Raw genomic sequence first — 13,781 nt, 5'->3', positions numbered from 1 at the left:
TGCCAGTCAATTTTTTAACTGACTGGCATTAGTTACAAGGGCACTTGTTATTGGGGCTTTTAGCTTAAGGTAACGGTTTGATTGGACTACCGCCTAAAGCCTGCATCAAGGTGACATAGGCATTGTATTGGCTTTGCTTGGTTTGTACTAAAGACAGTTGTGCATTACGAGTGGTGGCTTGGGCATCTAATAGATTTTTAAGCGCAATGGCACCGTTACGATAACGCACTTCAGTTAAACGCTCAGTTTTTTCAGCAAGTAGAACATTGCGTTCTTGCAGCGCCACTTGTTTATTCAATTCAGTGCGTGCTGACAACGCATTTTCAACATCAGCAAATGCCTGATACAAGGTTTGACGATATTGAAGAATCGATTTTTCATAATCCAAATCACTGATTGCCAAGTCTTTTTTCATGTCATTGTATTGCAAAAACGGTAAACTCAGGCTTGCGCCCAAAGTTAAAGCTGGATTTTGCAATAGATTGCTTAACGATGTACTGGATGAACCTAAATTGCCAGTCAAGCTGATTGACGGGTAATAACTGGCTTTGGTGGCATCTTTGCTGGCTAAGGTTTTACGTAAACGTAATTCAGAAGCTTGCAAATCTGGACGACGCGCAAGCAAGTCCGCAGGTAAGCCTGCTGCAATGTTGGGCAGCCCAATACGCGGTAAGCGAGTGGGTTCTTGAATGTTAAGTTGCTGTACGGGCATGTGCAGTAAAACGGCCAAAGCAGTACGTGCTTCTACGCGCTGTTGTTCAATTTGACTTAACGTGGCTTTTTGGCTTTGTACGGCTTGTTCCGCAGAGGTCAGGTCTAAACCTGACACTGCACCCGCACGATATTGGGTACGCACCAGTTCATAAGTTTTCTGTGTGCTGGCTAGGTTTTGCTGCGCAATTTGATAACGCTCATTGAGATAGCCCAGTTGCCAATATAAGTTGGCAGTGGTCGCAATTAAGCTTTGCGCGGTACTTTGCAAATCCTGTTCAGTTGCCAGTGCTTCCCAACGCGTTGCTTCCGTTTGGTTCGCCAGTTTTCCAAACAAGTCCAATTCATAGCTGACACCACCGCTCAGTGACAAGCCACGTGAAGAATCATCACCTGAATTTAACTCAATATTGTGCCCCGCAGAGACACTTGAGCTGACACGTGGACCTTGTTTGTTTTTCGCTAAGCCTGCTTGTAATCGTGCTTGCTGTAAATTAATCCCTGCAACGGCTAAATCAGTATTGTTGCTGAGGACTTGATTGACCAATTGATTGAGCTGAGTATCACCAAATAAAGTCCACCATTGATCTGCATAAACATTGGCATGCACTTGTTGGCTTATGACTTTACTGTTTTGAAAATGATTTGGGATGTTTACACTCGGTTGTTGATACGGTGTTTTCACCACCGCAGCGCAACCGACCAGCGAACTACTCAATATGAGGGCCGTGGCAAGTTTGCTAAAATTCATCTGCATTTTTGAGTATCCTTATTCGCGAGAAAGTGCATCTACAGGATTTAACTGTGCTGCATTACGGGCAGGGATAAAGCCAAAGATAATCCCAATCATGCTTGAACAAACGAAGGCTGCAATAATAGAGGTGGTTGAATAGGCCATTTGGAAAGTATCACTGGCAAAATGACCAATCAACTGTCCAATACCTAAAGATAAAAGTACGCCTAAGATACCGCCTAAAATACACACCAATACTGCTTCAATCAGGAACTGTTGCAAGATGTCACTTTGCCGTGCCCCAACCGCCATACGTACGCCAATTTCTTGAGTTCGTTCCGTTACTGAAACCAGCATAATATTCATTACACCAATTCCTCCAACAATCAATGAAATGACCGCGATTGCAGAGACGAGCAGGGTCATGGTTTGTGTGGTTTGCTGAATGGTTTCTCGAATACTGTCCGAATTTTGGGTAAAGACATCTTGCGCACCATGACGTTGCACCAATAAATTTAGAATGGCATTTTCAGCGGCAGCACTTGGATATTCATCCTTCACACGGACAATAATACTACGGACATTCGACTGTCCCAGCATACGGCTCATGACGGTTGAGTAGGGGAGGTAAACATTTAAGCTGTCAGAATTTCCCATCATTGATTTTTGCGCTTCAATCACGCCAATAATACGACTCGGCACACTGCCCAAAAGGATGACTTGACCTACAGGATTCGTCCCATCGCTAAAGAAGGTTTTTTGGGTGTTGTCATCAATCACCACATCTTGAGCACGTTCAGTCACGCCTTCTTTGTCAAAAGGTTGCCCAGATTGAAAAGTCATGCCTCTGACATAGAAAAAGTCTTCACTTACTCCATTTACCGTGGCAGATGCCTCAGTATCTTTAAATCGGGCCGTAACGCTGCTGGTGACGGAAGGACTGACCCCATCGACATAAGGCTGTTCAGCTAAAGCTTCGCCATCGGCAGGAACCAAGGTTTTGACTTGGGCTGTTTTAGAGTTGTCGCCAAAACCACGACCTTGGAATACGGTAATGGTGTTGGTGCCTAAGCTACTGATATTTTCTAAAATTTGCTTTTGTGAGCCATTTCCAAGTGCCACCACTGAAACGACCGATGCAATGCCAATAATAATCCCAAGCATGGTCAGGAAGGTCCGCATACGGTGCGCATTCATGGCCAATAATGCCATGCGAAAGGCTTCAGCCAGTCGATCTGCTGCTGAACGCCAAGAAGGCGTTTTCTTTTGTGGTGTGCGATCGAGTTGCTGCTTTTCAAGTACTTCGCCATCCGACTCAGGCACATTGACGCGATCGGAAATAATATTACCGTCACTAATTTCAATAATGCGTGAGGCATTTTTTGCCACGTTCATGTCATGGGTGACGAGGATGATGGTATGACCTTTGGCATTGAGTTCACGTAAAATACGCATTACTTCAATACCACTGTTTTTATCCAATGCACCTGTGGGTTCATCGGCTAAGATCACATCACCACCGTTCATTAATGCACGCGCAATCGAAACACGTTGTTGCTGACCGCCTGAAAGTTGACTGGGGCGGTTTTGGGTTTTTTCAGCTAGACCTAAATCAGAAAGCAGTTGGGTTGAGCGTTGTTGTCGTGCAGAGGCATCGACCCCTGCATAAATGGCTGGAACTTCGACGTTGCCTGCGGCAGTCAAATCGCCCAATAAGTGATAACGCTGAAAAATAAAACCAAAATATTCACGACGTAGTTGTGCGAGTTCATCAGCTTCTAATTTGCGTGTTTCACGCCCTTTGACCTGATAACTGCCCGCTGTGGGTTGATCTAAACATCCGAGAATGTTCATCAGGGTGGATTTACCCGAACCCGATTGCCCAACAATGGCGACCAGTTCTCCAGCATAAATCTCTAAATTGATGCCCTTTAGAATCTGAATGGTGTTTTCCCCAGCAGGGAATTCACGAGTCAGATCGGTGACCTTGAGCAAAGGTGCTTGATTTTGACTCATGATTACATTCTCATTGGACCAGCGCCTGCGCGGTTACTACGTTTTGCAGCATCATTTGAGGTGTCTGAAGCATCTGCAATCACCACTTTGTCACCTTGTTTTAAGCCTTTGATGATTTGGGCAGTGACGCGATTATTTAAGCCCACCAATACCGCTTGAGGTTTTGCTGTGCCATCGGCTTGAACCACGCGAACCATAGATAAAGACGCTTTACCTTGTTCGATGAGTGATTTTTCTTCCGCAGATAGCTCGAGACGTTTCGGACGATTTGTCTGAGTTTGATCGGTTGAACTTTTCGCTGTTGGTTCTTTTGCTGTATCGCTACGTTTCACTTGAGAACGGTTTGAGCCTTGTATTGCTGCTGCAGGAATGGTTAAGACATTTTTGGCTTCATTGAGAATGATATAAACTTGTGCCGTCATATCAATGCGTAATTTGCCATCTTCATTCGGTACATCAAATAATGCGTTGTAATAAATCGCAGTACTAGACGATGATGTACTACTGGTTTCAGTATTAATTGAATCGGGTGCAGGTTCTACTTGGCGTAATTTTGCATAATGTTTTTTATCGCTATTGCCCAAAGTGGTGAAATAAACGATCTGACCTTGTTCAACTTTCATGACATCGGCTTCGGAAATTTCAGCCTTAATGGTCATGGTGTCAAGTTTTGCTAATTTAACAATGGTGGGTGCACTTTGGTTGGCATTTACGGTTTGACCTTCTTCAGTCACAATCGCAACAATCGTGCCGTCCATTGGCGCAATAATTTGGGTATAGCCCAAATCTTCTTTGGCTGTGGCAAGCGTTAAGCGAGATTGTTCGATTTGTGCATTAATGGCCAAAATATCCGCTTGTGCCGTTTTATAGCTGGCCAATGCTGACTCTAATTCTGCACGAGATGTTGCATCTTGTGCATACATGGCTTGTTGACGCTGATATTCAGATTGTACTTTAGCCAGATTGGCTTGTTTGACTGCCAATTGAGCTTGTTGGTTTTTAATACTGGCTTCAGCGGTTTTTAAATCATTTTCTTGACGAATCGAATCAATTTGAGCAATCAGCTGACCTTGTTTCACTGGGTCACCTAATTTGACATACATTTTTTTTACCTGACCTGAAACTTGAGCACCAACACTGACCATTTTGGTCGCTTCAAGTACGCCTGTGGCAAGCACGGAATCTTCAATATCACCACGTACAACTTCAGAGCTAATATATTGGGGTTGCTGCTGCTGAGGTTTAAAGAAAAACCATGCAGTAACTGCAATAGCCAGAATACAGACCACAGCAACGATTATTTTGGATGGTTTTATTTTTGGCATAGTGATCGTAAGAATTCAAAAAATTAAATAGAGTATAAAAGTTAAATAAGGATAAAACGTGAACTTTTTAAAAACAAATGAGAATTGTTTTCTCTTGGGAGGAATTTGCTCAAGATAGAATAGATCAATTTCTAGATGATCCGTTTCAATGATTATCAGCAGGCTCATGCCGATATACTCAGTAAAATAGACAGTGACCTAACTGAAGTTTAAATGTGATATTAAAATATTTTTTTACATAATTTCTATAAAATTTCATTCATATTTTTTAAAGCCATAATTCAGAATATTGTTTGTGAATTTGATGCACTCTTATTTTTAGCTTGTTTGTAAATATGCTCAAAAGCCTTGCTGTGAGAAGAGATATTTGAAAAACCAGCTGAACTGTCGGTGCTGTAATGGTTTTATATTGCCAATTATTGCTGATTTTTGAATCTGAAAATTTAGCGGGTTATTTTCGATAAACACCTAAAAAATCTATGTTTTATCTGTAGATTTAAATAAAAAAAACTTGTAAGATTAAAACCATAAAATAATTATGGGATTAATGATAAAAACATTAAGCATCATAATTGTGCGAAAAATCATTACTTTAATATGGACATTTGTGAGGGGACAAAGCATGGAGTGGAATGAAAGTTATAATATTGGAATCGATGTGATTGATAATCAGCATCGCCAAATTTTAGATTATATTAATAGATTAGAACAAATTAGAATCTGTGGGCAGCGCGATAAAATTAAAGAAGTTTTAGATGATTTAATTGATTATACCCAGTCACATTTTAGCTTCGAAGAAAACTTACTTGAACAAGTGCGTTATCAGTATTTACCTTCCCATAGAGGTATACATGAATTATTTGTTAAACGACTGAATGATTATCGGCATAAATTTGATCAGGGGGAATCTGTTGAAAATGATTTGTATCGATTGCTGTCAAAGTGGTTGATTAATCATATTCAACATGATGATCAAGATTATGTCGATGCGGTGCGTGATAATATGCTGCATTATTTACGCGCACAAGAACAGAAAAAGGGTAAAAGTTGGTTTTCACGTTTTTTCAACTAAGTAGTCGATGATCAAAATAAGCTTTTACCACACATGCTGCTAATGGCTTGTAATATGAGATGTTCAGAGTTTTCTTTGGACATCCCTTTAATAGCAGCATCAATTCTCATCAATAATTGGGGCCAAGTCAGAAAACAGTTTGGGTTGAGCCGTCTAAGAGCTTGTTGATATTGACTGACTTTATTTTTCCAAATACCCAGTTGTAGGGCATTTTGTGGTTGCTCAAACAATTGCATCAGTAAGCGCATTTCTTTGCTAATGCTCCATAAAATCAGACTCATGGGTTCGCCTGAGGCAACCAAATATTGAAAAATTTTAATTGCTTGGGCTAAGTTTCCAGCAAGAAGTGCATCATTTAAGTCGTAGGTGGTATAGCGCGATTGATCCTGTAAACAGGAGTACAAATGGTCAATCTGAATGATATCTATATCGGCAAAAGTATCACTGACGCGCATGAGACTGTTTTTTGCCGCCAGTAAATTGTGCTCATGGTGCTGCTCAAGCCATTGCCAAGCATCGCTGGCCAATTTAATCCCGAGCTTTTCTGCCTCAATGCTTAAAATCCGTTGTCGATCTTGTGGATAGTTGGCAGTCAGAGGCACAGTGACGCCATTGGCATCCACGACTTGGAAAAAACTGGATTTTAAACTACTGCTGTCTTGTTTGGGCATCACCACCAACAACAGGTTTTGCTCATTGTGTTGAATATAGTTTTTCAGCAGTTTAAGACTACTGGCATCTGGCTTAATATTGCCATGTACTTCAATTGCCAATTGAGTGGAAAAGAGCGATAAGCTATTTAAAGCATTAAAAACATTTTTCCAATCACTGACATTGTTAATGTCATAGCGCTGCCGTTCAATTTCTTGTTTGTGCCAACTTTGACGAAAAGCATCCAGTAAATTTTGTTCAAGCAATGGCTCTTGACCATACATAATCCAAGCGCCGCGAGCTTCGTCAACACGTTTCAGTGCTTGTGGATAGTCAAGTTTCATAACTACAAGTCTATATTTAAGGTTGTGTTGCTGGAAGGGTCGGTTTGGTCACAACTTTCGGTAAACGATTGGATGAAATTTGACGCACAATTTGCTGTGCTACATCATCCACAATCACTTGGTTTAAAAACTTTTGTTCTTGGTCATCGGTGTTTACTGTTGCCACATCATATTGATAGCTACGTGAAGCGGTAATGGTTCGAGCTTCAGTCACAGGATGACCTTGTGCATCTTCAATACGGAAAGTCACAGTTAAACGCAGTAAAGTTTCCACCAATTTACCGTTAAGCTCTTGACGTTGTGGAGTGTATTCCAGTACGCGTAACACATAAGCATCGGAATTATTGCTCAGCTGAATACCCGTTGCACCCAAATAAATCGCCAGTTTTTCGTGTAATTCTTCGGTGTTATTTGGCAGTGCTAAACCCATTTTAGAGTACGCGGCAGGGGCAGTCGTTGGGTTCATGCCTTTTAAATGGAAACCACAACCGACTAAGCTGGCACTTAGCCCCAAAGTTAATACAACCGCTGCAACACGTTGAACTAAGTGCATGCTTTTTCCTCTGTTTTATCCCAAAGATGGGTAAATGAATTTCTGAGTTGATTGTAAAGTCAAAGCCCGTTGATTGACAACGGGCTTTGTTTGGCTTTTGTTTAGAAATCCCTCCCGACCTCCCTTTGAAAAGGGAGGAGTTCCCCCTCTTTATTAAAGAGGGGTTAGGGGAGATTAAATTAAACCACCAAGTTGACTAATTTATTCGGCACCACAATTTCTTTCTTGGTTGGACCTGTTAAGAATTGTTGTACTTCAGGCAATGCTTTGGCTTGCGCTAAAATATCTTCTTTAGAGAGATCAACAGACACTTCCAACTTACCACGAAGTTTACCATTTACCTGTACCACAATGGTTTGCGTATTACGGGTTAAGGCAGACTCATCTACAGCAGGGAATAGGGTTTCAGTTAACTCAATACCGAACTGTGCCAATAAGGTCTGACTTAAATGTGGTGCAAAGGGTGCAAGTAAAGTGAGCAAGCTAATAATGGCATCGCGTTCAACCGCAACGTCATGATCATCTTTGGCTTCAAATTTATTGCAAGCATTCAATAATTCCATTTGCGCTGCAATGGCGGTATTAAATGCATGACGACGTTCAATGTCATCACCGACTTTTTGGATGGTTTCGTGTGTTTTGCGACGTAAGTCTTGTGCCGCTGACGACAAGTTAGCTGTGTCAATGACAGCAGCATGGTTGCCTTTTTCTAAGAAACCTGTGGTTAAACGCCATACACGTTTCAAGAAGCGGTTTGCACCTTCCACACCGGCATCAGACCATTCAAGCGATTGATCGGGTGGTGCAGCAAACATCATAAATACACGTGCCGTATCCGCGCCGTATTGGTCAATAATGGCTTGCGGGTCGATGCCGTTATTTTTCGATTTCGACATTTTTTCTTGACCGCCAACCACAACTTGCTCGCCATCACCCATGTATTTTGCAGAAAGAATACGACCTTTTTCGTCTTTTTCTAATTCAATGTCCGCAGGATTAAACCACGTTTTTTTGCCAGATTCAGCTTCACGATAGAAGGTATCGGCTAAAACCATACCTTGCGTTAGCAAGTTGGTAAAAGGTTCATTGCCTTGAACGACGCCTTCATCACGCATGAGTTTATGGAAGAAGCGGGCATACAATAAATGTAAGATCGCATGTTCTACACCACCAATATATTGGTTCACAGGTAACCAAGATTGTGCAGCTTCAGGTTTAACCAAACCACCCGTAAAATCTGGAGATGCATAACGTGCATAATACCAAGATGACTCTACAAAGGTATCCAAAGTATCTGTTTCACGACGTGCATCTGCACCACAGCATGGGCAAGTCGTCTCATAGAATTCAGGCATTTTATTCAGCGGATTGCCTGAACCATCTGGAACCACGTCAGTTGGTAAAATGACTGGAAGCTGTTCTTCAGGTACAGGTACTTGACCACAAGTGTTACAGTTAATCATTGGAATTGGACAACCCCAATAACGCTGACGAGAAACCCCCCAATCACGTAAACGGAATTGAACTTTGGTGTTGGCTAATTGCTGTGGTTTTAATTTGGCAATAAGCGCATCAAACGCAGCTTGGAAAGCTAAGCCATCAAATTCGCCAGAATTAACCAAAGTCCCCTCTTTAGAGCCGTACCATTCTTGCCATTCGGTTGCAGAGAAATCTTGATCTTCTGCACCTTTTGCATCAATGACTTGTTTGATGTTTAGACCAAATTTATTGGCAAACTCAAAGTCACGTTCGTCATGGGCAGGAACAGCCATCACTGCACCTGAACCGTATGACATCAACACATAGTTGGCAATCCAAACAGGAACGGCTTCGCCCGTTACTGGATGCTTCACAGACAAGCCCGTTGCCATCCCTTTTTTCTCGGCAACAGCAAGATCGGCTTCGGCAACTGAACCCATACGGCATTCTTCAATAAATGCTTTTAATTCAGGGTTCGTTTCCGCAGCTTTTAGCGCCATTGGGTGTTCTGCTGCAACAGCAACATAAGTCACACCCATTAATGTGTCGCCACGTGTGGTATACACCGTTAAATCATCGGCATCGATTTCTGGGTTTGCTGCTGGGAAAGTGATTTCCATCCCTTGCGAGCGGCCAATCCAGTTACGTTGCATAGTCAAGACTTGTTGTGGCCAACCGTCTTTTAATGTATCTAAATCATCTAATAATTCTTGTGCATAATCAGTAATACGGAAGTAATACATTGGAATATCACGTTTTTCAACCAATGCACCCGAACGCCAACCCCGACCATTTTCAACTTGCTCATTGGCAAGTACAGTCTGATCTACAGGATCCCAGTTTACGGTTGAAAGTTTGCGATAAATCAAACCTTTCTTATACAGCTGTACAAATAACCATTGTTCCCAGTGATAATACTCTGGGGTACACGTTGCAAATTCACGATCCCAATCGACTGAAAGACCTAATTTTTTCAATTGATCACGCATATATGCGATGTTTTCAAACGTCCATTTTGCAGGCGCAACTTGGTGTGCAATGGCTGCATTTTCAGCAGGTAGACCAAAAGCATCCCAACCCATCGGTTGCAGGACAGTTTCACCTTTGAGACGGTGAAAACGGCTAATCACATCGCCAATGGTATAGTTACGCACATGACCCATATGCAGCTTGCCACTTGGGTAAGGGAACATCGATAGGATATAACGATGTTTACCTTCAACAGTGTCGGCAACTTTAAAGGCTTTGCGAGTTTCCCAGTCTTGTTGGACAGTGGATTCAATCGCGCTCGCTTGATATTCAGGGTCAATGTGAGGAGTAGTCATATATGTATATTAAGAACAATGGTTAAAAAGTTTGTTGCACAGCATAGCGCAAAATGCACTAAAAAGTGAATTTTGCGCCTGACATAAAGCATAAATATAAAAGTTTTTAAGCCAGCAAAAATTAGATGGATAGATGAAATTATAAATCTTTATCTTTCAGTATATATTTGCTTGGGTGTGATGGACGAGCGACTTCATCACCAATTGATAGTGTATCAGGCATCGCACTTGCTGGAATTTGAGGAATTGCAACAACGGGTCTACTTTCTTGAGTCGCTTTTTCGGCCTCTTTAGCGGCTTCATTTGCAGCAGGATGTGCTTGATTGTTTGACGCAGCAGTCGTTGGGGCGTGATGCGAACCATATGTATCAATTTTCCCTTTTTTCTGCGCAGATTTTGGGGGCGGAGTGGTGGTGTAGTGGGTCGAACCTTTTGCATCCACCCATTTGTAATATTCTTTCGCAAAGCTGCTGGTCGAACTTAGGCTGAAGCTCAAGCATAGCGCCATGAATCCAAACTTGATAAAAGGTGATGACATGAAAAAAAAGTCCTTGTTGTAATAATGCGTGCGGATTGAGTCTAAAATTTAATCAGAATTTCAGTTCTATATTTTATATGGTTTTTATTAATTTGTAGAAAAAAAAGATAAGCTGAGCAATGTAATTGATGTTTGAACTAGGCATAAATCATCATTCAGTGAGCACGCATTTTTAAAGCATAAATCATTAAGTTTTAATTCATTTTTGATCTGGTCATTGATATTTTTACATGAAAATAATAGCTCTCTTTTGAGTAACAGCAGATGTTGTTTAACTTTGCATCAAATGCATTCGGCTCAAAACCAATAAAACATTAAATTTATTTATTTAATTTATAATATTTTTTTATTAATAGGTCTTTAAGCTTAATGGGGTTGTTGGTTGTTCAAATAAAATTGCAGATGAAAATATTAAACCTGAAAAGGGGTGTTTAGCTTAAAAAATAAACGGTCTGTAAATAAACAGAAAAAAGCCAATTTTTAAACTTGACTTTAATAGGCGAAACCACAAAAATGCGGACTGTAGTTTTATATGTGTTTATTTGATCACCCTTCGAATAAATGTCATGTCATGCAATGGGCATTCTCTCTAGCCGAGAAAATGAACAAAGTAAACCACGAAATGTGTTTATCCCAACACGTTTTAGATCTCATATTGCTTAAACAGCAAACAGATCAGAATTTTTTCCTATTGCTGCGAAAACTATGAAATATGTGTGCTATAACAGAGCTCACAATCAATGAATGAAACACTGTTTATGTCTCTCATAATACAGTGAAAAAAGATTAGGGTGAATCACGTTGGAACTTTTATCTGGTGGTGAAATGCTTGTTCGCGCATTGGCGGACGAAGGCGTTGAGCATGTTTTTGGATACCCAGGCGGCGCAGTATTACATATTTATGATGCGCTCTTTCAACAAGACAAAATCAATCATTACCTTGTGCGTCATGAGCAAGCTGCTGGTCATATGGCAGATGCTTATTCACGTGTAACAGGTAAAACTGGTGTTGTTCTCGTCACATCAGGCCCAGGCGCAACCAATACTGTAACGCCAATTGCAACGGCATATATGGACTCAATCCCAATGGTGATTTTGTCTGGTCAGGTTGCAACACATTTAATTGGCGAAGATGCATTCCAAGAAACAGACATGGTGGGCGTTTCTCGTCCGATTGTGAAACATAGTTTCCAAGTTCGTCATGCGAGTGAAATTCCCGCAATTATTAAAAAAGCATTTTATATTGCATCTTCAGGTCGTCCAGGCCCTGTGGTTGTTGATATTCCTAAAGATGCAACCAATCCTGTTGATAAGTTCGCTTACGAATATCCTGAAAAAGTAAAGATGCGTTCTTACCAGCCACCCCATCGTGGTCATTCAGGTCAAATTCGTAAAGCCATTGAAGAATTAATTGGTTCTGAACGTCCAATCATTTATACCGGTGGTGGTGTTGTTCAAGGCAATGCCTCTGCGTTATTGACTGAGCTTGCACATCTTCTAAATTACCCAGTAACCAATACCCTTATGGGCTTAGGTGGCTTCCCCGGTGATGATGAACAGTTTGTTGGTATGTTGGGCATGCATGGTACGTATGAAGCCAATATGACCATGCATAATGCAGACGTTATCTTGTGTATCGGTGCTCGTTTCGATGACCGTGTCACTAACAATCCTGCAAAATTCTGTCCAAATGCGAAAGTAATTCATATTGATATCGACCCAGCGACGATTTCAAAAACCATCATGGCACATATCCCAATCGTGGGTGCAGTAGAACCTGTACTTCAAGAGATGTTGGTTCAATTGAAGCAGATGAATGTTTCTAAACCAAATCCTGAAGCGATTTCGGCTTGGTGGTCTCAAATCAATGAATGGCGCAAAGTTCATGGCTTGCGTTATGAAGCGGGTACGAATGGTGTAATGAAGCCACAACAAGTGGTTGAAGCAATGTATAAAGTGACAAACGGTGAAGCGATTATTACTTCAGACGTTGGTCAGCATCAAATGTTCGGCGCAAACTACTACAAATACAAACGTCCACGTCAATGGATTAACTCTGGTGGTTTAGGGACAATGGGTGTGGGCTTGCCTTATGCAATGGCGGCAAAACTTGCCTTCCCAGATCAACAAGTAGTATGTGTTACTGGTGAAGCATCGATTCAGATGTGTATCCAAGAATTATCTACCTGTAAGCAGTATGGCTTAAATGTAAAAATTCTTTGCTTGAATAACCAAGCTTTGGGCATGGTTAAACAATGGCAAGATATGAATTACGAAGGTCGTCATTCAAGTTCTTATGTTGATTCACTGCCTGATTTTGCCAAACTCATGGAAGCGTATGGTCACGTGGGTATTCAAATTGACCATGCAGATGAGCTTGAATCTAAGCTTGAAGAAGCGATGGCAATTAATGATAAATGCGTGTTCATTAATGTCATGGTTGACCGTACTGAACATGTTTACCCGATGTTGATCGCGGGTCAATCGATGCAGGATATGTGGTTAGGAAAAGGAGAGCGTACGTCATGAGACATATTATATCGGTACTCGTTGAAAACGAAGCTGGTGCGCTTTCTCGTTTAGTGGGTTTATTTTCTCAACGTGGTTATAACATTGAGACTTTGAATGTCGCACCGACTGAAGATCCAACCATGTCGCGTTTAACCCTAACCACCTATGGTGATGATCATAAAATTGAGCAAATCACCAAGCAACTGAATAAATTGGTTGAAGTGGTGAAAGTGGTTGATTTGTCTGAAGGTGCGCACATTGAGCGTGAACTCATGTTGATTAAAGTCAAAGCGCTCGGTGCTGCTCGTGCTGAAATTAAACGTACAGCAGACATCTTCCGTGCTCAAATCGTTGACGTAACACCAACCACTTATACGATTCAGATCGCTGGTACAACAGATAAAATTGATGGATTTATTGATGCGCTTGCAGAAAATACTATTCTTGAAGTTGTGCGTTCAGGTGTTTCAGGCATCGCACGTGGCGAAAAAGTTTTAACTATTTAATCAATTTTAATTTTATT

10 protein-coding genes are annotated in these 13,781 nt (G+C 41.3%); 3 read left to right on the top strand and 7 right to left on the bottom strand.

Features of this window, described 5'->3' with window-relative positions:
* Positions 1-64: 64 nt before the first annotated feature.
* From BLV99_RS00610 to BLV99_RS00600, 3 genes are read right to left on the bottom strand one after another with little or no spacing between them, the layout of a single operon-like run.
* Positions 65-1,468, bottom strand: coding sequence for an efflux transporter outer membrane subunit (locus tag BLV99_RS00610; RefSeq protein WP_092686693.1), 1,404 nt, complete (start codon positions 1,466-1,468; stop codon positions 65-67).
* Positions 1,469-1,480: 12 nt separating this feature from the next.
* Positions 1,481-3,460, bottom strand: a complete 1,980-nt coding sequence (locus tag BLV99_RS00605; RefSeq protein ID WP_092686690.1) for a MacB family efflux pump subunit — start codon at positions 3,458-3,460, stop codon at positions 1,481-1,483.
* Positions 3,461-3,462: 2 nt separating this feature from the next.
* Positions 3,463-4,785, bottom strand: coding sequence for a MacA family efflux pump subunit (locus BLV99_RS00600; protein WP_092686687.1), 1,323 nt, complete (start codon positions 4,783-4,785; stop codon positions 3,463-3,465).
* A gap of 622 nt (positions 4,786-5,407) precedes the next feature.
* On the opposite strand from BLV99_RS00600, the gene BLV99_RS00595 reads away from it, so the two are divergent.
* Positions 5,408-5,857, top strand: coding sequence for a bacteriohemerythrin (locus BLV99_RS00595; RefSeq protein WP_086183805.1), 450 nt, complete (start codon positions 5,408-5,410; stop codon positions 5,855-5,857).
* An 11-nt stretch (positions 5,858-5,868) separates the two neighbouring features.
* On the opposite strand, the gene holA is transcribed toward BLV99_RS00595, so the two are convergent.
* From holA to BLV99_RS00575, 4 genes are all read right to left on the bottom strand, one after another.
* Positions 5,869-6,852 (bottom strand): DNA polymerase III subunit delta, encoded by a 984-nt coding sequence (gene holA, locus BLV99_RS00590; protein ID WP_092686684.1) that lies wholly within the window; start codon positions 6,850-6,852, stop codon positions 5,869-5,871.
* Positions 6,853-6,868: 16 nt separating this feature from the next.
* Positions 6,869-7,405: an LPS-assembly lipoprotein LptE gene (locus BLV99_RS00585; protein WP_092686681.1), complete on the bottom strand. Its 537-nt coding sequence runs from the start codon at positions 7,403-7,405 to the stop codon at positions 6,869-6,871.
* Positions 7,406-7,584: 179 nt separating this feature from the next.
* Positions 7,585-10,209 carry a leucine--tRNA ligase gene (gene leuS, locus BLV99_RS00580; protein ID WP_092686678.1) on the bottom strand — a complete coding sequence of 875 codons (2,625 nt, stop codon included), beginning with the start codon at positions 10,207-10,209 and terminating at the stop codon, positions 7,585-7,587.
* Between the two features lie 139 nt (positions 10,210-10,348).
* The gene (locus BLV99_RS00575; RefSeq protein ID WP_092686675.1) at positions 10,349-10,747 is read right to left on the bottom strand and encodes a DUF4124 domain-containing protein; all 399 of its coding nucleotides are present in this window, start codon (positions 10,745-10,747) and stop codon (positions 10,349-10,351) included.
* 801 nt (positions 10,748-11,548) lie between these two features.
* Between BLV99_RS00575 and BLV99_RS00570 the strand changes: the two genes are divergently transcribed.
* Entirely contained in the window at positions 11,549-13,276 is a 1,728-nt protein-coding gene (locus BLV99_RS00570; protein ID WP_086183801.1) for an acetolactate synthase 3 large subunit, read from the top strand.
* Positions 13,273-13,764 (top strand): acetolactate synthase small subunit, encoded by a 492-nt coding sequence (gene ilvN / locus BLV99_RS00565; protein WP_092686672.1) that lies wholly within the window; start codon positions 13,273-13,275, stop codon positions 13,762-13,764. The genes BLV99_RS00570 and ilvN overlap by 4 nt, the downstream gene beginning before the upstream one ends.
* Positions 13,765-13,781 lie beyond the last annotated feature (17 nt).

This window comes from Acinetobacter kyonggiensis (genome assembly GCF_900107285.1).
Lineage (GTDB): Bacteria > Pseudomonadota > Gammaproteobacteria > Pseudomonadales > Moraxellaceae > Acinetobacter > Acinetobacter kyonggiensis.
Note: the sequence above shows the minus strand (reverse complement) of the source record. Positions and strands in the feature narration are given on the sequence as shown.